A 23,790-nucleotide genomic window follows, 5' to 3' on the forward strand; every position below is an offset into this window, starting at 1 on the left:
CTTCAATATACATCAACCGGGCCAGAAAAATGCCTATTTACCTGCAGCGCCCGCTTTCACTATCCAACCTTTCAATAAATCAGTGACACCCGGCATACTGGTTTCCGTCAGCGCACAAACAATCGTCAATCGCTGGTCTTCCTCGTCTTCCCAATGTTCCAGCAGCTCCTCCCCTTCAAAGGCCTCCTGTACGATCTTCATGGTTTCCTTTGTTTTCAGGTGCTGTGCTGAAAAAATAGGATTGCCATCCATGAATTTTGTGCCGTTGCTGAAAGTGGTATTGTAATACGGGTACTGCCAGTCTTCCGGCTTTTCGCCGGCTGCTTTCAGCAATGCTGTAAAATGATCTTTCCAGTATTGCTCTAAAGCTGCATACTCCTTTTCATCTGTCAGGAAATTATCGTACATCTTTATTTTGTTTGAATGGATGGTATTGTTTAGTTAACAACGCCTGCTGCGCCACCACCGGCGTTGGGCGCGGGGTCTGGCACAAATGCTTTGCCGGTCTTCACCTCGATATCAACCCTTTCATGCTTCGTGCCTTTCACCATGAAGGTGCGGCTTACCGGGGCGTCTACGCCGCCTGCTTTACCGGCGTCGGTCACAAATTTACGCGCTTTGGCAAATGCCTGCGCCCTTAATTTCCGTTCGGCGTTTGACAGCTTGTTTTCCAGCTCGTCCAGCATGGCCAGGCCTTCTGATACCGTAGGCGGCGTATCTCTTGCCCAGGGTACTGATTCCTCCAGCGATTTTCCCTGCGCCTGTACCCTTCCCCTACAGGCCTCGCTCGTTTTCTTTAGTCCGAATACATCTGCCCAGCCATTGGGATCATGCACATAACTGTACAGCTGATGGCCGCCGTTCAGGCGGATGGGGTCCTGGCTGATATAGTTGCCGTCTTCCGGGCTGTAATACCTGAAACGGTTGTAGTACAGGCCCGTTTCGGGGTCTGCATACTGTCCCGGGTAGCGGAAGGGTATCAGTGCAGGATCTCCCTGCAGCCTGCGCGGCTTTCCATATATATCCAGCTCACAGGTCCATATCTTTTCTCCCCCTGCATTATATACTTCCGCAGGACTGCCCAGGTGATCGGTGATAATAGCATACTGTTCATCCTGTACTATTTTGGCGGCCGGTGCAAAGCTGCCTTCTTCAAACACCCAGGTGGCCAGGGTTGCAGGAGGCACGGGCTCCGGGTGACTTTGCTGCACGTCTCCCATTTCATCTATCGTAACCAAGGGCCGCTGTTTTTCAGGATAGGTCCATTCATGCAGCAATACATGCCCGTCCCATACAAAACGGGTTAGCCGGCCATTGTAAGATTTTTCAACACGGCGTCCCAGGGCGTCATAACGGAAGACCACAATTTTTCCATCAGGGCGTAGCACGCTTCGGAGGGCGCCATTACCATACCACTGGTATTCCCATGCTTCACCGGTGGCGGTGATGATCTTCCTGCTAAGGTTACCTTCCTCATCATAACTGTAACGGGCCTCCGGTGTTTGCAGCAAGCAACCGCCGGGCGAGTATTTGCGGTCTTTACGGGAGGATGTGCGGTACAGGTTACCGGCTTTATCAGGCAGGCGGTAGTCATACTGCCCGTCCTCATATTGCGCCCAGGCCAGGTTGCCCACCTCATCGTGCCTGAAGTTCACCACATCACCGCTCAGCGCATCTGTCAACTGTTTCAGGCGCTGGTTGGCGTCCCAGCGATAATGGCGGCGCCGGGTGGTACGATCACCGGATCGCACGGTATGTGAGGCAGGCATGCCGGATGGCTCATAGCTCCAGCTGCTGTTAACGCCACCGGGCAGACTGCGCGCTATTTCCAGTCCCAGGGAGTTCCGTTCAATGTGCATCGTCCAGGGTTCCTCCATTCCCTCCGCCATCGCTGCTACCCCCATTACATCGCCGGCGGCGTTGCGCTGCAGCCGGATATCCGCCCCCAGGCTGCTGCTGATCTGGCTGCGGCGGCCGTCCGTACCATAACGGCTGTTCACGCGGTGATCGTTGATCCACTCCTGCACAATGCGCCCCATGATATCCCGCTGCAGTTTAAGCGTGCTATGTTCATTCACGGCTTCTGTCAGCAAACCGTTACGGTCGTAACTGTAGGTTTCCCAGCTGCCATCGCTGTGCGCTGCGCGGGTTAAGCGGCCGTTAAAGTCATATTCGTATTCCGTCCACCGTTTGCCCGGGCGCTGAATGCGGATCACCTTACCGGCGGCATCGCGGTGGTAAACGCGGCTCAGGCCATCAAAGCCTGTTTCGCGGATAATATCTCCACGGCCATTGCGGATAAAGCGGTACATATCGCCATGCTCATTGGCCACCCCGCTGAGCTGTTCTTCCTTATCGTAAATAAAGTGCAGCCTGGCGCCGTTCTCTTCCCGCAGTTTCAGGTTGCCTAAGGGCGTGTAGCCGAAACGGATATCATGATGTGCATCCTTCAGCCGCACTATTTCCTCGTAAGCGTTGTATTGCAGCTGTATACGGTTACCATCCGGCAGCAGTACTTCTGTAGCGCGGCCCAGGGCGTCATAACGGAAATATTGTTCCTGTTGTAAAGGATTAGCGGACTTGGTACAATTGCCCCAGGCATCGTATTCCCAGCTGGCGCGCCCGGCATCCGGCAATATCAGGGCCGATAAATTATAATCCTCATCATATTCCAGTATGCTGCGATGTTCCTGCTCATCTTCCACGCTGCTCAGCAGGTTCACTGCATTGTACCGGAAGATGGTGATACGGCCGTCTGCCTCCGTAACAGTGTGCAACTGCCCGTTGTGCTGCGCTTTCCGATAGTAGATATAAGTGCGGCTGCCGCCCTGCGGACTGGTACTGAGCAGCAGCCTGCCTGCCGTATCGTAGCTGAACGTATAGGCGCTGCCGTCTGCCTGTTCAATGCGGGTGCAGTTACCCCGTTCATCATAGGAATAGCCCGTAACATTGGCTTCCTCGTCTATCTCGCGGTACACTTCGGCATGTTCGGTATACTCCGTAAAACGCGAGTTCCCCAGCGGATCTTTGACCTGAGTAACCAGGTGATCCGGCGTATAATAGTAGGTAGTGGTTTGATGCAGGCTATTGGTCACCAGGTTATATCCTTCTTCGGGGTGATAGTCAATCCATCCTTCCAGTACCCCGCCATCTCCCCAGGTATGGAAACATCGGCCCCTGTCATCATACTCCCAGTAGAATGTCTGCCCGTTACGATCCGTTTTGGCAGTCATGCGGTGCTGGCGGTATGCTATACGGGTAGCCTGTTCCAGGGGATCTGTAATAGCGCACAGATCACCGTTCTCATTGTACGTGTAACGCACCAGCAATTGCTGTTGTCCGCGGTGCTGTGCAGTGACCGCCGTAATCCGCCCCTCCCCGTCGTTCGCTATTTTCAGGCGGCGGCCTACACTGTCTGTTACCTGTACCAGGTGCCCTTTGCTGGTATAATGGAAGCTGATCATAAAGCCCGCTTCATTGCGGATAGCATACAGGCGATATTGCCGGTGCAGCTTACGGAAATAATACGAACGCCGTTCCCCGTGGTTGAACAGCAGGTACTCTTCTTCCCCGCTGCGTGTAAGGGTTAATTTTTCAGCCCGATTATATTCGCTGTTGCCGGGATCTGGCAGATAGTCAAATATTACGCTGCGGCCATCGCCCAGCAGCACGCCACAGGCATCTTCATCAGGAAACTCCAGCAGCCGCATATCATAGCAGAGATGCGTGCCGTGGCCCAGCAGGCCATGATGCTGGCTGTCGCTGCTCCAGGAACGGGTCCATTGCAGGGGAATGGGCCCCGGCAATTCAAAATCAGTACCGTCATACACTACAATACCCTGTACCAGGTCTACCGGCTCAAAGCCCAGCTTGCAAAGCGCCTGACTCAGCTTATCACTGCCGCCCATCTTTTCCTGGCGGGCAAGATTGAAGTCGCTGACCCTTCGTTTGGCTTTCTTACCGGCTTTCGCTGCCAGCTTCAGGCCTTTGCCCAGGCCTTTCATCAGTGCGCCAAATCCAAAAGACATGACAAGATTAAGCAGGGCGCCCGCCCAATCGGGTACAAAGGGACCACCTACCATCACGGGCTTTCCATACGACAGCGGGATGGAAAACGAGGTGGGCAGGTACATACTGGGCAGTGGCTTGAACTTCTTCCCCGGCTGAAGGGATAATGGAATACCGATATCGTTACAGGTCATCAGCATATGACCGGAAGGACTGAACATATTACCTTCCACCTTCACCGTTTTGCTGCCGAAGAAATTGACGGAGTCATGGCCTATCAGGGGCGCCAGCAGGAAAGGCCCGCCCATGGGAATGTGAAAAAGGATAATGAAAATACCGCTGGTATCGCTTTTACCCCGCGGCACATGATTAACTTTGGTGGTAGCGCCTAAGAACGGGATATAGTCCATGGGATCCAGCACAAAACCGATATACGGGTGCGGTAGTGGAATGGGAAAACCGAACAGGATAACAAAATGAATATCCAGTCCGATCACCGGGACGAAATGCTTATTGCTTACGAGCATGATTCCAGGTTGGGTTACAGTACACAAATACAGGCGTAGAGACAGCGGACAGGCTGTGGTTAACAACATTAACAGCCGCTGTAATATACAAATTTTTGGAGTTTAGCTATCTTCCCGTAAGAAACACCCTGCTGATTTTTTATCATTTGTAAAATTTTCCTTCCCCACATCTTCCGATCTTGCAGGCTCAAAATCATTTAACCGTGAACTGGATCATTTTAATTATCGCCGGGTTGTTTGAAGTAGCATTTACCTCCTGCCTGGGCAAGGCAAAAACATCAACCGGCACTACTATGTATCTGTGGTATGGCGCTTTCCTGGTGTCCCTGGTGGCCAGCATGCTGTTGCTGATGAAAGCCACGCAAACCCTGCCACTGGGCACCGCTTATGCCGTGTGGACAGGCATAGGGGCCGTGGGAACCGCCCTGGTGGGTATACTGGTATTTCATGAGCCCGCTCATTTCTGGCGGCTGTTCTTTATAACAACGTTGATAGGTTCCATTGTCGGACTGAAAGCAGTTTCTTCCCATTAAGCATTTCAGCGCTGTGCGTATTCGTCGTGACGGCGCCACCATACTCCCTGGCGCTCGTTACGGCCTTTGGGAGCGCGATCCAGCCACTGGTACACACCCCAGAGGCTGTCCAGCCCCCGCGCATAGGCAGAATAAGCGTGGTACACCACCCCGTCTTCCAGCACAAAAGTGCTCATACCCGGCCTGTCACGATGGAAGGTGGGCGTATCCGTTCCGCACATGGCGGCAAACTTGTCTTCAGCTGCCTGGCCGCCGCCTTCCTGGCCCTGCCGCCATTCAAAGCGCTTTTCACGCTGGTAATTATAATCCACACCTGCACGCTGCTGCTCTTCCGTAAACCATACATTGAAATCGGCATTGAAATCATTCCCGCCGGAAGATGCCCACGGAAACTCCCATCCCATCCGCTGTTTGTACGCCTGCAGTTTGGCCAGCGGCGCTCTTGACACGGCCCAGAGCATCACATCATGATTGGCCAGGTGTACCGAAAAGCCGTTAAAACCATCCGCAATCATGGAGCAGGATGGGCAGCCCGCCGTATAATCCGTCCCGAACATAAAATGATAGACCAGTAACTGTGAGCGTCCTTTGAAAAGATCTGCCAGGGATGCCGTGCCTTCATCCGTATCAAAAAGGTATTCCTTGTCAATACGTACCCACGGCAGCTCCTGCCGCCGCTGCGCCAGCGCATCGCTTTGCCGGGTAAGTTCTTTTTCCGCTGCCAGCAGCTCCAGCCTGGCGGAAAGCCACTCTTCACGGCTGACGATGTTGTGTTCCGGATGTCTGTTTGCCATGATTGTAAAATTTAACGTTTATACCATGAAACAAATGTAGGGCCTTATTTGTAAGTATCGGGAGGGTGATATAGACATTCCGGTGGGTTGATCCGGACGTATAGATTAAAACTATTAAAAGATAGAATCAATTGATTCTGACTATATCTACTTTTCGATAATTTTACCAACCTGCAACAGGCACATGTAAATATTCACTCAACACCATAAACTTAAATACTAATGGGAAACGAATCAAAAGACATCAGTAAATGCCCCTTTCACAACGGGAGTATGAAGACTAATGTTGGCGGCGGCGGCACCAGGAATCGGGACTGGTGGCCTAAGCAGCTGAAGTTAAATATTCTTCGTCAGCACTCCTCCAAGTCAAACCCGATGGGTGAAGATTTTAACTACGCTGAAGCATTTAAAAGCCTCGATCTGGAAGCCGTAAAGAAAGACCTGCATGCACTCATGACAGACTCGCAGGACTGGTGGCCGGCAGACTTCGGGCACTATGGCCCCTTATTTATCCGTATGGCCTGGCACAGTGCAGGTACCTACCGCGTATTTGACGGCCGCGGTGGCGCAGGCTCCGGACAACAACGTTTTGCCCCCCTTAACAGCTGGCCCGACAACGTTAGCCTCGACAAAGCCCGTCGCCTGTTATGGCCTATCAAACAGAAATATGGTAACAAGATCTCCTGGGCCGACCTGCTGATCCTTACCGGTAATGTGGCCCTGGAATCCATGGGCTTTAAGACATTCGGTTTTGCCGGCGGCCGTGCCGACGTATGGGAACCGGATGAAGATGTATACTGGGGTTCAGAAACCACCTGGCTGGGTGGCGATCTGCGTTATGCCCACGGCTCCCCCGGTGTGGAAGGACATGGCGTACTGGTTTCCGATGATGATGCGGATGGCGATATCCACTCCCGTAACCTCGAAAAGCCACTGGCCGCCGTACAGATGGGTCTTATCTATGTGAATCCGGAAGGTCCTGATGGTAATCCAGACCCCATTGCTGCCGCAAAAGATATCCGCGATACATTTGGCCGCATGGCCATGGACGACGAAGAAACCGTGGCGCTGATAGCAGGCGGCCACAGTTTCGGTAAAACCCACGGCGCCGCACCTGCCACACACGTAGGCAAAGAGCCCGAAGCCGCCGACCTGGAACAACAGGGCCTCGGCTGGCACAACAGCTTTGGTACCGGTAAAGGGGCGGATACCATTACCAGCGGACTTGAAGTTACCTGGACCACCACGCCTACCAAATGGAGCAATAACTTTTTCGAGAACCTCTTCAACTTTGAATGGGAACTCACCAAAAGCCCTGCAGGCGCTCACCAGTGGGTAGCGAAAGATGCAGGTGAAATTATACCGGACGCACACGATCCTTCCAAAAGGCGCCGTCCCACCATGCTCACTACCGACCTTTCCTTAAGGTTCGACCCCGTGTACGAAAAGATCTCCAGGCGCTTCCTCGAACATCCCGAAGAATTTGCAGACGCCTTTGCCCGCGCCTGGTTTAAATTAACACACCGCGATATGGGCCCCCGCGCCCGTTACCTGGGCCCCGATGTTCCGCAGGAAGAACTGATCTGGCAGGATCCTGTTCCCGCAGTGGATCATCCCCTGATCGAAGAAAAGGATGTAGCCGTACTGAAAGAAAAGATCCTGGCTTCCGGACTCACCATATCAGAACTGGTATCTACTGCATGGGCCTCCGCTTCTACCTTCCGTGGTACCGACAAACGCGGTGGCGCTAATGGCGCCCGCATCCGCCTGGCCCCGCAGAAATACTGGAAAGTGAACAATCCCACGCAGCTGCAGAAAGTATTGGATAAACTGGAAAGCATCCAGCAGGAATTCAACGCTGCACAGTCTGGCGGTAAGAAAATCTCCCTGGCAGACCTGATCGTGCTGGCTGGTTGTGTAGGCGTTGCAAAAGCAGCGAAAGATGCAGGCCACGAGATCATCGTTCCCTTTACACCCGGCCGTACCGATGCCACACAGGAACAGACCGATGTAGCATCCATGGCCTACCTGGAACCCATCGCCGACGGCTTCCGTAACTACCGCAAGGAAGGTTACCCGGTATCTACCGAAGAGCTGCTGATCGATAAAGCCCACCTGCTCACACTGACAGGTCCGGAGCTCACCGTACTGGTAGGCGGTATGCGCGTACTGAATGCCAACTACGACGGATCTAAAGAAGGCGTCTTCACAGAACGCCCCGGCGTGCTGACCAACGATTTCTTTGTCAACCTGCTGGATATGCGCACCGCCTGGAAAGCAGTCACCGCTGATAAGGAATTGTACGAAGGCAGCGACCGCGCCACCGGCAAGGTGAAATGGACCGCCACCCGTGCAGACCTCGTGTTTGGTGCTAATGCAGAACTGAGGGCCATTGCAGAAGTGTATGGCAGCTCAGACGGCCAGGAAAAATTTGTGAAAGACTTCGTAGCTGCATGGACGAAAGTAATGAACCTGGACAGGTTTGACATCGTTTGACCATAACATCCAGTAAGTATAGCTAAAAGGGTGTCTCTTCTTTTGAGACACCCTTTTTTTAATATATGGTTCGCTATATCTTAACGGCCATACACCAACGCCATTACCGGGGCAGTTGCCGAGATCAGGAAATTATCGAACGCCATATTGGCCGCATGCGTCCGCAGCCCCGCCTTCCCGCTGATGATGGGCGAAGGGTCTGTATAATCTATCACCGGCGTAGCCATGTCATTCAGGTATATCTTGATGTTGGCGCCATTCAGCACGGCCCGCAGCTTATAGAACTGTCCGGGTGTAAGCGCCTGCGATTTGTACGAAAGAGAGGTCCAGTTATAGTTCTGTTTACCCAGCACAATACCGCCCGCTTCGATCCCTGCATAATAGCCCTGGAAATAATCAGAGCTCAGCGCAGTGGAATTGCCAAATTCTGCGGCAGCAGGATTACGCACCCGGAAGATCAGTCCCCCGTTGCCCGATGCAGGACATTGTACATCCGCCTCCACCGTATAATCCGTCCAGCCCACATTCCCCATGGTCCTTTTGCCAAAGCCGTTGATGGTAGCCCTGCCGGATGAAATAGCATAAGCGCCGTTCGTATAGTTCCATAAGGTAGAGAAACTACCGGAGTCAAAATTATCTGAACCGCCGGGCACCGTAGTAGCCCCTGATTCGAACTTCAATGTGGAGAAATCAAATTCACCTTCTACCGTTTCTATGCGGATGCTGTGATTGCCCGCAGGCAGGTTCAGGTTCTTTAAAACCGCCGTACGCCAGGCAGACCAAGCCCCGGTGGCAGGGATGGCCACGATGTCTGAAACAGGGGCGCCATCGCAGTAAACACGCACTTTACAGGAGGTGAAGGTAGTGGCGTATCTTATTCCAAGATGATAAGGGCCTGCCGACTGCACATTTACATTGTACTGGTACCACTCGCCAGTCTGGTTCCAGCCTATATTCTGCCCGCCTTCCTCACAGTCGCGTATATCCACCCGGTCTGCACGGTATTTACCGCCAATATTCTCATTAGTCAGATCATGGTAGCCTGCTCCTTCTCCGCCTTCATTGTAATGCACGGCAGGAATGGTGCCGGGCACCGGTTTATAGAAGCTGAATACGCCGCTGCCATTTACGCGATTGCTGAACGCAGTGTAACCAAAGTCAGCGTGGTCGTGATAAGTAGTAACCCCTATCTTGCCGCCTGCTGTGATATTGGCGCTACGGGTAGACTTCAGCATACCATCTACATAGATCCTGAAGGTAGTGCCCTCTTTCTCCACACGTATTACATGCCATTTCTGGTAATCCCAGCCCGCAGGAAGCGGGATGGCATTAACACCGATAGACACGCCGTTCACTTTGATATCTGTTTCCAGCGTATTGTTAAAGCTGCTCAGCAAGGCGGAACCATAGGTATTTTCATCAATGTAGGAAAACACCGCGCCAAAGCGGGCGTCATTTCCGCCCCTGCTCATTTCCTTCATGTTGAATTCTGCTGTATAATTGGCGGCGGTAGCAGCGGTGGTTACCTGGCGGTACCACTGTAAAGTGGTTTTATTATCCTGCCACATCAGTTCCTGGTTGTAGATGCCCCAGTTACCACCGTTGATGTTGGTCCAGTTGCCGCCAATGGCCGTTCTGTCAAAGCGGTCATAAAATGTGGGCATGGCGGGAGATGGCTGTGTCCAGTTGGTAGGGCCGTATACCAGCAGCTTGTTGCCGTTGAAGCCCATGGGATCGATGTTCAGTTTCCTGTTGGGTCCTACAATGCTGCTGGGCCCTAAAAGGTTATGATAGGCAATGAACCAGGTATCCAGGTCCGGGCCAATGAAAGACCCGCTATGCCCCAAACCAAAGAAAGCGCCTTCCGTATTCAGCACAATGGGATTGTTATCTCCGGCGGTGTAGCTGCCCAAGGGACTGGTAGCCGTGGCATAGTGAACGCGGTAGCCCCTGCTGAAAACATGGTTACCCGTATAGGTCAGGTAGTAAAGACCGTTACGTTTAAATAGCGTGGAGGCTTCCGTCCACCCGTTCAGCGATGTGCCGCTTAAGGTGGCCCCGCCGCCGCTGATGGATAGCGGGCCGCTCATGACAGCGCCCTGTATGCCGCTGCCCCCTGCATAGGTAAAATACAGCTGCGCATTATCGTCTATAAATACAGAGCCGTCTATGGTGCGGCCCAGGTTGCCGGTTTGCACGGTAAAGGGGCCCGTCGGACTGGGAGCTGAGAGTATATAATGCCCATTCCCTGCCGGGGAAGTGTACATGTAGAAGGTGCCGTTCCAGTAGATCACCTCCGGGGCGTAGGCGCCTTTGGAGAGGGTAACAGTATTGGCTACACAGAGCCCTTCGTAGTTCCAGCTGACAAGGTCCCAGCTGCTCCAGCATTTAACCCCGGTTTGATCATCACGGGTGCTGCAGTACAGGTAGAATTTGCCCCTGAACTTAAGGATGTAGGGGTCGCCGATACCGTATTCGCCCCATTCCTGGGGAAGTGTGCGGGGGTTGATCACCTGGCCATAGGTAAACAGGGAACAGATCAATAAAATAATGATCGTAGTAATGGTTTTCATAACAGTGGATTTAGTGCCTTAAATAAATATAAAAATCAGCAGCCTTGCCTGTTATTCATGGTTGATCATTACTTATTCATTTCTTATCAAATTCCTGTTAAAACTAAGACATAAAAGAACACCTCCGGCAAAAAAAGAGACCGTCTGGAAAAGACAGTCTCGTAATAAATCAGTATCAATGTATTGATAACAACCTGTTATCATGGGCAGCCGGCAGAGTTTACAAAGTAATACTCTGCACTGGTGCTGTTATCTGACCAGCGGTAGTAGTAATAACACTTCCACTCATGGGTCGTATCATTCCACTCGCTCCTGGAAAATATTATTTGTCCGATCTCACATACCCCGTTCACTAATTTTCTGTCCTGACCGTCACAGCCGGGTTTATTTACAGCGGTATAAGGGTTCCGCATCTGCGGTGCTGCGGGCAGCGCCTTCTGTTTGGTCGAAACTGTTTTCGCCGGGGCGCCGATTGCCAGGCTGTTTTGCGGGGTGGCAGCAGTTGCCGCTGTTGTTGTCTGGGCCATTGATGCATGCAGGAATAGGAGCATGGAGGCCATGCTTAGCAATAGGTGTTTCATACGGGTTATTTTGATGATGAAAAAAATTTTTATGTTGCCGGCTTTACAAACATATAAAACGTTTTCATATCAGGATCCTCCCGGAGGCTGCCGTTTTACCAACGGTAGCGGATTGTCTACTAACGGTTGCGGGCATAAAAAAAGCCGCTTCAAAATAGCTTTGAAGCGGCTGCTGATGTTGATGGTGATCCCTTTATTTGCAGGGGCAGATAAACGGATACTCCTTGTTGTCGATAATCGGCGGAATACCAAAGAAATCGTTCAGCACAGATTCCGAAGTGCAATAAGCGCCTTCCACCCAGGCCTGGTCATTGGAATAGGCCTCTCCTACAATGAAGATATCTGCATCCGCGCCCTCTATCAGCTGCGAAGGCTTACGTATCTTCTGCTGTACATCGCATACATCATAGTGACCTGCATAAGCATGATAACCGGCATTGAACGGCGGCAAAGACCAGTCCATATATTTTGCCTCCAGCGGTTCCGGCACCATGGTATAATCTGCCTGCGGACCAAAATGCACCTGTGCCATTTGTTTGCGCAGCATCTTCACCATCACGTCAGGTACTTTACGCGGACCTTCCAGTGGCTGATAGTTTTCTGAAACAGGCCTTTCACGTTGCCTGTTAGGCCCTATCTCCAGATCTGACCAGAAGCTGGTGAACTGTTCATCATCATAGCTGGCCAGCAGTCCGTATACCGGTTTACCGCTCTGGTCCAGGGCATTGTTGCCGAAGTACACCACCTGGCGGATAGGCAGGTCTGTTACACTGGGCCCGATCGTATTCCGTTCGGCTGCTTTCAGCAGCTGTTCTTCCTGTACTACCGTCAGCCGTGCCTGTATGCAGGTCTCCACAGCTTTGATAAAGGCAGCTGCCGATGCATAAGGGGTTTCCAGGATGCTGACATTGTTAACATCGTTGCCCATGTCTGCAATGTAAGCCGGCGGAAAGCCATTCTTCTGCAGCTGGTCCAGCACATCCTGGGTCACCTCATAACCGGTGATCTGCGCCGGGTAGGCGGGCGGGTTAGTGGCGTTCTCCGTCCACCAGGGCTCATGAAAGAACATCCCTACTTTATAGGACGGCTGCAGCACGGCAGATTCCAGGTACAGCTGTACTTTCCTGTGGTTCAGCACATCCAGTCCCTTATGCGCTATATAACGGGAAGCCTGCGCTACCAGCTCTATGGCGTAACGGGGCATTGCCAGCCAGGCGGCTGTTGTAGTCCGTGGTTCGCCGGATGCTTTATTCGGGTGCTCGCGGGTAGCTATTGTATAAGTGATCACGTTATCGATCACCAGGATGGAATGCAGGCGTGTATCCGGGTAGTAGTCAAATTTAACCTGCTTCTCCTTTGCCAGTTTTTCAATGGCATTGAACAGGGCGTTGAACATGCTGGAATACCCATGCGTAAGCGTACGGTATTCTGTGCCCGGTGTGAATTCGTTATTGGCCTGGAAAGCCACTGCGGAGTTCCAGTTGATCACGTTGGATGTATAACCGTTACCGTCAGAAGTATATTTATATCCTTCTGATCCCAGCTGGTCAAACATCAGGTTCCAGTAACCGATGTCTTTCAGGTGATCACCTTTCTTATAAACGGAGCTGTCCGGCAGCTCGGCCCTGATCTTCCCATTGCGGTAAAAATCGCACCACTCCAGCCTGGTTTGCGGGCCTGAATCGGCGGTTACCGCCAGGCTTTCCACGATATTGAAACCGGTATCGGGTGAGGATGCCGCACCATAGTTCTGTACATTATAGGGCGCCGGGTTGGAGGAAGAAATATCGTTCAGGTACATATTCTTCGTACGCAGGTAGAACAAGGGGTTGGTGGATTCATTAAAGGGCACGGAAAATTTCTTCAGGTCCAGCTTCTCAATAACGGTCGTTACTAAACGATGCCCGCCGCCTTTAGGCGTACCGTCCCAATAAGAATAGCGCATACCGCCCAGCTCCAGGTAAGATTTTGTTTTATCGTCCTGGTAATGCCAGGTACAGATACGTGCGCCGGCGGCGCGGGTGCCGGGGTTTTCTTTATTGAAAGCATATTTGCCCCAGTCAAACAGTTCCAGTGTATCGCCCGGCTGTAATTGTTTGGCGGAAGCCTTTTCAGTATTATTCATGCTGTCCAGTAATCGCCAGGCAGTATAAAGCCCTGCCGCCCCGGCTCCGAAGATGGAATACTTCTTTCCCATAGAATAGTGTTTTGAGGGTGAAAAAACGTTTAAATGCGTCGATCAGCTTTCTGTTCCAAGCCGGTACATCTGGCGGGGAAGATCCTTTTCGGGGATCACCACTTCTACCAGGGCTGGTTTATCAGTGAGCGCCCAGATCTTCGGCAATGCGGCATTCAGTTCGTCAACGGTGGTAACGCGGAATCCCTCTGCGCCAAAGGCCTTGGCAAGGGCCAGGTAATCCCATTTTGGCAGGATGTCGAATGTATCAAAGGTATGCTCCGGGCCAGGCTTGAAGGAATTGATATCCACATATACCTGTTCAATAGCGTAAACGGCATTGCTCATTACGAAGACCACGGCATTGAGTTTGTTCCTGGCCAGGGTGGAGAGCGACTGGCATATCATCATGAAGCCGCCATCGCCCGCTATGGTCCAGGCGCGTTTACCGCTGCCCAGCTGCGCGCCGGATGCAGCGCCGGTTTCATAGCCGATGATCTGCCAGGCGGCAGAAGCCAGGAAACTGTTCTGCGATAAACCGTAGGCATTTGTAGCCACATACATGGCAGAGCTGATGCCGAAGGTCATGACAATCTGGTTCAGCAGCTTATTTTGCTGCAGGAACTGCATGGAGTGCTGGAAGAAACGGTTGTAGGTAATGGTTTGCGGACTTGCATCCCAATACGGATCTGAATTAGACAGCCAGGGCTCCGGGAACTTTGGCTGTGGTGGCGCCGTTACATTCAGCGGATAGGTGTTCACCTTTTTGAAACGGGTGAGCAGGGCGTCCATAAAATCCTCCATGGTCACGTCTTTGTAGATAAAGTAACCCGCCCTGATCTGCTCCGTAGTGGCCAGCACCATATTGGGATACTTGTTCTCAACGAACCAGAGGTAATCATCCGTCATGATCGTGCCCAGGGTAAGGATACAATCTGATTGCTCCACAATGTTACGGACGCTTTCAATGGAGGCGGCGTCTGAATAGGTGCCGATAAACTTATCGCCGCCTTCATCCAGCACGGTTTTACCCAGGGAGGTGGTGGTGTACAGGAAACCGCTGGCGTCGATCAGGTCCTGCAGCAGGCCGGATAAGCCGTGGCGCAGTACTTCCACGCCCGCAAAGATCAGGGGATTTTTGGCGGCAGCGATCTGCGACCAGGCCTGATCCACAGCATTCAACAGCGCCAGCGGATCACTGCTGCGTTTCAGCGGCTCCAGCGGCTTGTCTGGCGGCGGCAGACAGGGTTCTCCCCATACTTCCTTGTAGCATTCAATGAACACCGGCCTTTTGTGCGTGATGGCGGCAATGAGCAGCCGGTCTATTTTCTCTCCTGCTCCGGCGGAAGTGCTGAGCGTTTCAGCTGCAACCGTTACCTGTTTGTACACTTCCTGGTCGGCCGCCAGGTTGCCGGTGGAGTGATGATACAGCACGTCGTACATGTTGGTGATACGACGGGCATCTGCACCGGGTGTGGCGCTGATCACTACAACGGGGCTGCGTTCAACATAAGCGCCCCCAATGCCATTCAGGGCAATGAAGGTACTCACCCCGTACTGCAGGGATACCGCGGCCAGTCCCCTGGTACGGCCATAGGCATCGGCGGCATAACCGGCGTCCAGCTCATTGATACAGCCAATCGCTGTTACACCGTCAAAATGTTCAAGGGCCTGGGTAAAATGTTTAACGTAATCGCCGGGAATCTGGAAGACCTCCGTAACGTTGAGTTGTTTTAACCGTGTAAGCAAGTAATCTGCAACGGTAAAATTCTGCTTTTGCATTTTTTTCGGTTTATGTAATTGAGGGAATACAGTGGTGTAGCTGTTTTACGATGGAAAACAGGGAATCAGTATCATGGGATCTGTTGTGGTTGCATTCTACGTTTTCATATGACAAGTCAGGGTCTTCTATCTACGGGGATGGAAGATAGTGATTTTTTAAACACCCGGAAAAATTAAATGATTGACAAACAGTTCAGATAACTTTATCCTGTTCCTGTATGCTATTATTTATTGTGTATATTTAACGGCTTCAAATCCTGACCTATGAATTTTATCAAGCGGCTGTTCCGCAGCAATATGGTTGATTGTCCCCGATGCCTGGGAAAAGGTAAAGTTGACCTGGAAGATCTATTAAACACTACCGAAAATGACAGCCAATGGGACTAGAATCATATCTATTCAATATCGAATTTAAAGATCCGGTTTTGGAGCAAGACATCATTGGTCTATTTGAAAGAACAGGCATGAAGCACCTGGATGATAAGTTCAATAAACGAACCGCTGAAAATTATGGCGCTTACTACTTTGAACTAAGGACTGAAAATGGTTTAACCGAGGCGCATTGTATACTAGGACCAACAGCGTCCGTATTGGAAGACTTCAGTCTGCGGTTTTCTATCGTCAGCCCCAGTACCGTAATTGACCAGACCTTTGATCTGCTCAGGAAACTAAATGATATCAGGTCAATTAAAGTCCAGGACACTGAAATTAAAAATCATAGATACCGGCAATTACGCATAGCAGGAAAAGTTGACAATTGGTTTCGGGGGCTTGAAGGTACAGACGAGGAAGCGGAAATTGAGCAATCCTCTTATATTGAAATAGACGCGGAAAAGTTTCTTCAAAATCAGCCTGGAATAATGAAACGGCAGATAATCGCCAATAACGATAAAGGAGAAGTGATTGAAGGCGGTGATAAAACTATCCGTTTCATTGAGAAAAAAGGTTTGTTTCACCGCTTTCTTGGTTGGATAAAGAATGAATTATAATTACCTCAATTACTCCCATATACACTCAATACTTATGACAGCAGAAAAATTTGTAAAAGAATTTTCAAAACTGCAAACATCAGGACAACAAACGTTTATAGAAAGGACAACTGTTTACCCTGGTGATACCGTTGTCGCTGAAATCAGGCTAAGTTCCCCAGAACAATTTGCGGGACAACTCAAAGAGGGGATAACATTTGATTTTTTAGAAGGTGCAAGAATTATTGGCAAGGGAAAAATTCAACAAATTGTAAATAACCGGCTAAGAAAAGCCCACCCTTAATAAGGCTTTATCAGATGCCAATTATCAAATCAATATTTTAATATGGTAAATCCCAAAGACGTTCTGGTAGTTACAACATCTTCTGTTGACGGACTTAAAGTAAAACGGTACTTGAAACCTGTTTCTGCGCACATTGTTGCAGGGACAAACCTATTCAACGATTTTCTGGGCGGATTAACTGACGTTTTCGGCGGACGCTCTTACACTTACCAGAAACAATTGAGATCTCTTTACGAAGAAGCAATAGAACGAATAAAATTCGCAGCCTATGAAATCGGAGCAAACTGTATTGTTGGGTTGAATATAGACATGGACGAAATTTCAGGAAAAGGTAAGTCTATGTTCATGCTGACAGCAGTTGGAACCGCAGTCATTCTGGAAAAGGAAGTTGCAGAAAAAGCACACTTGCCAAAACCCGATGAAAAACCCGATCATGTTGGTCTTGAAAGAATCGACATTTTAAGATACAAAAAAAAGATAATAGAAGAAGCAAACACCGGTAGCCTGTCGCTTAACGAATATGTCTGGAACTTCATCACTACAAACCAGGTCGATGAAGTGTTCCCATTTCTCCTGAATAAGTTTACAACAACAATCGTAAATGACCACGGTCTTCTTGAAGCTACTAACCAATTTTACAAGCAGCTAGTCAGCTATATTGACGCCTTACCTGAACACAAAAAATTAGACCTGCTATATAATAGCATTAAAAATGAATCAAGCGAACTACTTACATCAAAACTATCCGATATAATTAACGAGCTAAATCTGTTCGATTACAATTACAGCATGGAGCTGTTAAATAGTGATAATTTCCGGACAAAGAAGCGCGCCCTCCGCATCGTCACATACAACAAGCCATACTATAATACCCAAGACATTCAGGAATTACAGCATATAAGGAGCTATATTCAACAGGCCTTCACCGAACGTGGCACCAGGACAACAAAAAAGCAGTTGTTATCGTCAAAAGAAAAGGAAGTATGGACTTGTGAATGCGGGAAAACCAGCGATATAGATACCTACTGCAACGGCTGCGGACAAGATATTTATGGCTTTAAGCAAAATGAAATGAAACCAGCGGATGCAGATAATTATATTGGCGAAAAAATAGAACTTATTTCTGAATATATAAAATAGGCAAATGCTGTCGAAAATGACAAAAGACAAAATCCTCCTACTAACAATCATCCTCACTATCGCCGGTACGCTACATTCATTTGCCTGTTCTTGTCAGGAAGATATCAGTGTTTCAGCAAGCTTACATTATTCCGATGCTGCCTTCAGTGGTAAAGTTATTTCCAAAATCCTGACAACAAATTATGACAGCCTGGGAATAGTCACCACCGGGGATAAAAATGTAGCATACTTTAACTGGCGTGAAATCCCCTCAACCGTTGTAAGGATAAAGGTTGATAAGAAATTTAAAGGAAAATTGGCAAGTGACACGATCACCATCCTGACACCCTACAACGGAGCAGCCTGCGGATATAACTTTCAAGTAGGCCAACGATACATTGTATATGCAACCGTGATTGACAAGCTACCAATGATCAACAAACTTAAAAGACGAACATTTGATAACAAAACATTCTGGACAAACCTCTGCCTCCGGACCCAGAACTGGAACACAGACGAAGAAAATGCAATAATCAAAGAAGTAAGTAATAAAGCCTGATACCAGATATATGGACGATCCAAACGAAATGGCACAACGCCACTCCGCAGGTGCAACCGTTACGCACGCTTCACCTTTTGACAATCTGACTGAAGTCTGTTGCGTAGGACACATTTATGCCCTGACACTGGCTTTCTTTAATGATGCAAACTCCATCCAATATCTGAACAGATATCTTGACTATTACCTGACCCAACCGTCCCTCTACTTCGATCAGAAGGAGGTCATGGAGGCGGCGCTGTTCTTAGACAAGCTGAACAACACCACCAATTTTAACACGCATTCAGATAAGTGGAAAGCGTTTTGGGAAAAACGGCACACCACTGAGCAACGCAAGGCACTGGAGATGGCAAAACATATAGCCCTGAAAGAAGGAACTGAGGCTTCAAATAACTACTTACAACAGCTTCAACAACGCTGGGAGTCGCAGGAATCGTTATCAACATATTTTGAGGAACAAACTGCTATTCTTCGCAACCTGCATCAACATCCCCTATAACAACATGCAAGCCTCCAAAGAGGCTATACAGACCCAAAATTATTTCCTATCTTCCCCCTCCGGAAAAGCTTGCATATGACCAAAGCCTGTACTGTACTCACATCACTCCTGGTGGCGCTTTTGCTATGGCCCAACCCCGCCACCGCACAAAACAAGCCCAACATCGTCATCTTCCTTGCTGACGACCTCAACCAGCAAGACCTCGGCTGCTATGGCAATACTGACGTCAAAACACCTAATATAGACCGCCTGGCCAGGGAAGGCAAACAATTTAACCGTGCATACGCCGCAGCCCCCATCTGTACGCCTTCCAGGAGCGCTATATTCACAGGCCGCTACCCTTTCAGAAACGGCTCACAGATGAACCACTTCACCGTAAGGCCCAATATACCGAACCTGCCGCAGTTCCTGCAGCAACTCGGCTACCGGGTGGTGATCTCCGGCAAAACGGATGTATTCCCCCTCCATAACTTCCCGTTTGAAAAGACCGGCGAAGCATTCGGAAAATATTTCCCGGTTGAGAACCGGCTGGATCGCAAAAAAGAAACCGTTCACATGATCGAAAGCCACTTCAGGGATCGCCCGCAACAACCTATCTGCCTCATTGTTGCACCCTGGGTACCGCATGTGCCCTGGTTCCCGAATAAAGACTTCGATCCGGAAAAAATAAAAGTCCCCAATTACCTGGCCGATACCAAAGCCACCCGTAAAGCGCTGACCGCCTATTATCAAAGCATCGGCGAAGCGGATAAGATGTTCGGAGAAGTGATGCAGGCCATAGAAAAAGCCGGACAAACGAACAACACCGTCCTGATGTTCACCGCAGACCAGGGCGCTCAATTCCCCGCTGCAAAATGGTCTGCATACGACCAGGGCCTCAGGGTGCCCCTGATCATAAAATGGCCGGGAAAAGTGCAGCCCGGCTCCGCCTCTGATGCGCTGATCTCGCTGGTAGACCTCACCCCTACCCTGATCGACCTCGGAGGCGGCAAACCAACCGATGAACTGGACGGCGCTTCTTTCAAAAATGTATTACTGGATAAACAGAAAGATCATCACCGGTATATCTTCGCCGAAACATCCATGGAGCCTCATTTCTGGTATAATTATACACCCGCGCGGACGGTTTTTACCGATGATGGCTTCCACTACATCAAAAACTATCACCCCGGCGCACGCTTCATCACACATATCGACAGGGTGGAACAGAACGAATATTATTTCGATAGCTGGATAGCCGCCGCAGCCACTGATCCCAAAACGAAGTTCCTGCTTGACCGTTACAGCTATCATCCCCCCGAAGAACTATTTGACCTGAATACCGACCGCGATGAGTTTAAAAACCTGGCGGCCCATCCGGCTTATCAGGATAAAAGGCATGCACTGGAACAGCTGCTCAATAAAGAGCTGCAACGGCAGGGCGAAACAGCGGAAATGATACTGGCAGGACCCCTGCCTGAATTTTTTGACCAGGGATATACCATCCGCCAAAACGTGGGCGTCTCTGATCTCTCCTTCAACAAAAAACGCTGGAACCCCGATACATTGATCATCACTGCATACCTGGAAGACGCTGACAAAGGAGGCGTTATATGCGACTATTTCAATAACTTTAAACTATACGCCTATCAGCATACAATAGGCCTCATATTAGCAGATGGTACCGACATTGCCAGCGGGAAAATACCTGCCGGCAGCGGACAACTGCTTTTCAGCCTCTCTGCACAGGGCGCACTGCAGGTGGTATTCAACGGGCAGACTATTTTAAAACAGGACCTGGGAAAAGACCTGACAAAGATTAGGAACGGCTATGTAACCTGCGGCAAAATACAGGGCGAAGCATTGAACGGTAAGCTGCAAACATACCAGGGAAAGATCAGCGACCTGCGGTTTACTATGAACGATCTTTCCGGAAAGCCATAATGTAACAGTCTTCTGTACAATCATATGAATGTGTCATATCTCAAACCGGCTTTGAAAATTGCTGACTATGTGCAGGAAATACTGGTAATCGATAATTACCCGGTTAGTACGCCTTTTGTGCTGCCCCTCTTTGCCAATGGTAAGCCTACCCTTCTTTTCCAGACAGCCAAAGGCCATATCGGGAATGCCACCAACCACCTGACCCTCTTTGGCCAGACGGTATTCCCCTCTACACTCACCATAAAGGAAAACTTTACCCTCATTGCTTACTTCTTTAAACCCTATGCCCTCAACTCCCTGTTTGGCGTTGCTGCCCGGGAACTGACAGACAGCCCGGTAGACCTGAACCTGCTGTCGCCCGCTGTCAGGGCCAACCTGCAGGAGCAATTGCTGAACGCATCGTCCACCAGCGAAATGATCTCCCTGCTGGATCATTATATTTTCAGTCTTACCACCAAGGTCAGCACCGATGTGCAGATCATAAAATATGCGGTAGAAAAGATCGCCGGCGCTCCCTCCAAAAAGAACCTCGTGGAAGTACAGCAGGATCTCTGCATGACGCCCCGCACCTTTCAGCGCATGTTCGAAAAAAATATCGGCATCATCCCTACCCAATACCGGCGCATCAGCCAGTTTGATACGGCTTTCCGGCAACTCCGCAAACTGGAGTTCCGCAACCTTACAGACCTTTCCCTCAGCAATGGTTATTCAGACCAGAGCCATTTTATCCGCGCTTTCAAAGAGTTCACCGCCATCACCCCTAAAGAATACCTCGCCCTCATCAAACCAGCCGGCAAATGAATTTTGTCACTTTTGTTCTATTTTCCGCTCCCTGTCTCCGCTAATTTTGAACCATCAAACAAACACAAAAACACATCAATATGGCAAACAACATCTATCCCTGCCTCTGGTTTGATGGCCAGGCCCAGGCAGCAGCAAAGTTCTACTGTGCTATCTTCAAAAACTCAAAGATCAGGGCAGATAATCAAATGGTGGTGGAATTTGAACTCGATGGTAAAAAGTTCATCGGCCTTAACGGAGGCCCCCAATTCAAATTTAATGAAGCGGTGTCCTTTGTGATAGACTGCGAAACACAGGAAGAGATAGACTACTACTGGGAAAAGCTGAGCGCCGATGGCGGTAGCGAAGGCAGCTGCGGCTGGCTGAAAGATAAATATGGCATCTCCTGGCAGGTGGTCCCTGTTGTTTTACCCAAACTGCTTTCCAATCCCGACAGGGCGCCGAAAGTACTGGAAGCCTATATGAAGATGAAGAAGTTCGATATCAAAGCGCTGGAAAACGCTTAATCCGCTCCTTCCGCTAACCAGGCCTTTCCTTATCTCACCCTGCTCACCACCTTTGGCGCTATCACCACCGGTATACCATCCGGCCAGCTGAAACTAAACTTGTCATCCGTAACCGTGACCGTTCCCGTATAAGCAGTAAGCGCCGTCCCTAAGCGGATCGTAACCGGATGCGTTCCATTATCATACCCCCTGGTATATACGAAACCATGCGGCGGTGAATAAGGGCCGGGCGTACACGTAACCGCTGCGGTGCTGGGCGTACCAATGAAATCAATGTGCAGCGCGGAAGCGGTAGTGTTCTGCTGGTACACCAATAAGGGCAGGCAGGAATAACCTTTCTTGCCCCGTGCATGAAAAACCAGCACATCATCCGGGAAGGCCAGCGGTTCCAGTGTAATGGTATCGTCTGCGGACAGGCTGACGGGCCCCTGGCTTTCCGGTTGGGTATAGGGAATGTCTGCTACCTGTACGGTGTCTGTATATACCGGGCCGTTGTTGCCGCTGGCCCTCACAATATATTCACCGGGTTGTGTGAACAGTATCTCGGCTGATTGCCCGGCAGGGAAGATCTTTACGCCCTCACAGGGTTCCACGGTCCATTCCCGCTGAATGCTGTCTGATAACCAGGCCACAATGGTCTGCCCTCTTTTTACTTCGCCATCAGTCAGCCGCAATGGTGGGGTAAACGTTTCACCGGGCTGCACGGGTGTTTCTTCTTTGGTACAGGCTGCCACTATCATCAGTGTGGCGGAGATAACAGTAGAAATTATAAGTGTCTTCTTCATGCTGATCGCTTTTTCATTTATCTGGTGTTAATTATTTTATCCGGTTAATTTGTTTGCTTGTAATGGCGATGGGTATATTGTCCGGCCAGTTGAAAGTAAACTTATCATCCGTTACCATCACCGTACCTGTATAGACAGCATTTCCCAGGCGGATGGTAAGCGGATGTACACCATTGGCATAGCCCCTGGTATATATAAAGCTGAACGGTTTGGGTATGGGTATTGCCAGGCATAATACCGTTGCACCGCTGGGAATACCCAGGCTGATATCCACCGCGGTAGCCGTACTGTTATTCTGGTATTCAAAATAGGCGAGGCAGGAATACCACTTGCTGCTGGTGACATAAAATACCAGCACATCATCCCGGAAAGTAACCGGCTCCAGCCTGATGATATCATCAGCGTCCGCACTTCCGAATGGCGGGTGGTATGGGGGAATATAAGTACTGTCCATCACCCGCACCGTATCAGCAAATACCTGGCCCCCTGTTTTTGCCCTGGCCGTAACAATAAAGCGGCCGGGTTGCGTGAAGATGATCCGGGCCGACACGCCATACTCAGGATCAGTAGTAACGATCTTCACTCCATCATTGGGTGTAACGGTCCAGTCGCCCTTCCACTCCGTACCAATAACAAACCCAAAATATCCTGTCTGCCCCCGCTTCAATACCGTATCGCTGACACTATAATGATCTTCCGGTACAAAAGGCTGTTCTGCGTCTTCTTTATTACAGGCTGACATCACCATCAGCGTGGCGGAAATAACAGTAAAAATTATAAGTATCTTCTTCATGCGTATCGCTTTACCTCTATTAGATGCATGGCCAGGTAAAAAGGTTGGGTACACCTCCGATTT

At 50.1% G+C, this 23,790-nt stretch carries 19 protein-coding genes; 10 read left to right on the top strand and 9 right to left on the bottom strand.

Annotated elements, in window-relative coordinates; genetic code table 11:
• Positions 1 to 33: 33 nt before the first annotated feature.
• Positions 34 to 408: a hypothetical protein gene (locus Q0577_RS21055; RefSeq protein ID WP_298739892.1), complete on the bottom strand. Its 375-nt coding sequence runs from the start codon at positions 406 to 408 to the stop codon at positions 34 to 36.
• Positions 409 to 437: 29 nt separating this feature from the next.
• Positions 438 to 4,535, bottom strand: coding sequence for a DUF6531 domain-containing protein (locus Q0577_RS21060; protein WP_298739893.1), 4,098 nt, complete (start codon positions 4,533 to 4,535; stop codon positions 438 to 440).
• A 203-nt stretch (positions 4,536 to 4,738) separates the two neighbouring features.
• On the opposite strand from Q0577_RS21060, the gene Q0577_RS21065 reads away from it, so the two are divergent.
• Positions 4,739 to 5,068 carry a multidrug efflux SMR transporter gene (locus Q0577_RS21065; protein WP_298739895.1) on the top strand — a complete coding sequence of 110 codons (330 nt, stop codon included), beginning with the start codon at positions 4,739 to 4,741 and terminating at the stop codon, positions 5,066 to 5,068.
• A 5-nt stretch (positions 5,069 to 5,073) separates the two neighbouring features.
• On the opposite strand, the gene Q0577_RS21070 is transcribed toward Q0577_RS21065, so the two are convergent.
• Entirely contained in the window at positions 5,074 to 5,862 is a 789-nt protein-coding gene (locus Q0577_RS21070) for a DUF899 domain-containing protein (protein ID WP_298739896.1), read from the bottom strand.
• Between the two features lie 222 nt (positions 5,863 to 6,084).
• On the opposite strand from Q0577_RS21070, the gene katG reads away from it, so the two are divergent.
• Complete coding sequence (gene katG / locus Q0577_RS21075; protein ID WP_298739897.1) at positions 6,085 to 8,358, top strand: catalase/peroxidase HPI; 2,274 nt, start codon at positions 6,085 to 6,087, stop codon at positions 8,356 to 8,358.
• Positions 8,359 to 8,438: 80 nt separating this feature from the next.
• Here the strand turns inward: katG and Q0577_RS21080 are convergent, their stop codons facing one another.
• The 4 genes from Q0577_RS21080 to Q0577_RS21095 form a co-directional block, all read right to left on the bottom strand.
• On the bottom strand, positions 8,439 to 10,931 hold the full coding sequence (locus Q0577_RS21080) for a family 43 glycosylhydrolase (RefSeq protein ID WP_298739898.1): 2,493 nt from the start codon (positions 10,929 to 10,931) through the stop codon (positions 8,439 to 8,441).
• A gap of 200 nt (positions 10,932 to 11,131) precedes the next feature.
• Complete coding sequence (locus Q0577_RS21085; protein WP_298739900.1) at positions 11,132 to 11,512, bottom strand: hypothetical protein; 381 nt, start codon at positions 11,510 to 11,512, stop codon at positions 11,132 to 11,134.
• A gap of 193 nt (positions 11,513 to 11,705) precedes the next feature.
• Positions 11,706 to 13,709 carry a hypothetical protein gene (locus tag Q0577_RS21090; protein WP_298739901.1) on the bottom strand — a complete coding sequence of 668 codons (2,004 nt, stop codon included), beginning with the start codon at positions 13,707 to 13,709 and terminating at the stop codon, positions 11,706 to 11,708.
• 42 nt (positions 13,710 to 13,751) lie between these two features.
• Positions 13,752 to 15,470 carry a thiamine pyrophosphate-dependent enzyme gene (locus Q0577_RS21095; RefSeq protein WP_298739902.1) on the bottom strand — a complete coding sequence of 573 codons (1,719 nt, stop codon included), beginning with the start codon at positions 15,468 to 15,470 and terminating at the stop codon, positions 13,752 to 13,754.
• Between the two features lie 377 nt (positions 15,471 to 15,847).
• On the opposite strand from Q0577_RS21095, the gene Q0577_RS21100 reads away from it, so the two are divergent.
• The 8 genes from Q0577_RS21100 (at position 15,848) to Q0577_RS21135 (ending at position 22,149) form a co-directional block, all read left to right on the top strand.
• Positions 15,848 to 16,459, top strand: coding sequence for a hypothetical protein (locus Q0577_RS21100; RefSeq protein ID WP_298739903.1), 612 nt, complete (start codon positions 15,848 to 15,850; stop codon positions 16,457 to 16,459).
• 34 nt (positions 16,460 to 16,493) lie between these two features.
• Positions 16,494 to 16,742, top strand: a complete 249-nt coding sequence (locus Q0577_RS21105) for a hypothetical protein (RefSeq protein WP_298739904.1) — start codon at positions 16,494 to 16,496, stop codon at positions 16,740 to 16,742.
• 42 nt (positions 16,743 to 16,784) lie between these two features.
• Positions 16,785 to 17,882, top strand: a complete 1,098-nt coding sequence (locus Q0577_RS21110) for a YbjQ family protein (RefSeq protein WP_298739906.1) — start codon at positions 16,785 to 16,787, stop codon at positions 17,880 to 17,882.
• A 16-nt stretch (positions 17,883 to 17,898) separates the two neighbouring features.
• A complete protein-coding gene (locus Q0577_RS21115) occupies positions 17,899 to 18,420 on the top strand; it encodes a hypothetical protein (RefSeq protein ID WP_298739907.1) in 522 nt (173 codons plus the stop codon).
• 10 nt (positions 18,421 to 18,430) lie between these two features.
• Positions 18,431 to 18,919, top strand: coding sequence for a DUF6000 family protein (locus Q0577_RS21120; protein WP_298739908.1), 489 nt, complete (start codon positions 18,431 to 18,433; stop codon positions 18,917 to 18,919).
• 75 nt (positions 18,920 to 18,994) lie between these two features.
• The gene (locus tag Q0577_RS21125) at positions 18,995 to 20,842 is read left to right on the top strand and encodes a sulfatase (protein ID WP_298739910.1); all 1,848 of its coding nucleotides are present in this window, start codon (positions 18,995 to 18,997) and stop codon (positions 20,840 to 20,842) included.
• Positions 20,843 to 20,872: 30 nt separating this feature from the next.
• Entirely contained in the window at positions 20,873 to 21,643 is a 771-nt protein-coding gene (locus tag Q0577_RS21130; protein ID WP_298739912.1) for a helix-turn-helix domain-containing protein, read from the top strand.
• 80 nt (positions 21,644 to 21,723) lie between these two features.
• Positions 21,724 to 22,149, top strand: a complete 426-nt coding sequence (locus Q0577_RS21135; protein WP_298739914.1) for a VOC family protein — start codon at positions 21,724 to 21,726, stop codon at positions 22,147 to 22,149.
• A 29-nt stretch (positions 22,150 to 22,178) separates the two neighbouring features.
• On the opposite strand, the gene Q0577_RS21140 is transcribed toward Q0577_RS21135, so the two are convergent.
• Both Q0577_RS21140 and Q0577_RS21145 read right to left on the bottom strand, forming a co-directional pair.
• Positions 22,179 to 22,934 (bottom strand): hypothetical protein, encoded by a 756-nt coding sequence (locus tag Q0577_RS21140; protein WP_298739916.1) that lies wholly within the window; start codon positions 22,932 to 22,934, stop codon positions 22,179 to 22,181.
• A gap of 31 nt (positions 22,935 to 22,965) precedes the next feature.
• A complete protein-coding gene (locus Q0577_RS21145; RefSeq protein WP_298739917.1) occupies positions 22,966 to 23,727 on the bottom strand; it encodes a hypothetical protein in 762 nt (253 codons plus the stop codon).
• Between the last annotated feature and the right edge of the window lie 63 nt (positions 23,728 to 23,790).

The organism is uncultured Chitinophaga sp. (assembly GCF_937898475.1).
In the GTDB taxonomy this organism is placed as follows: domain Bacteria; phylum Bacteroidota; class Bacteroidia; order Chitinophagales; family Chitinophagaceae; genus Chitinophaga.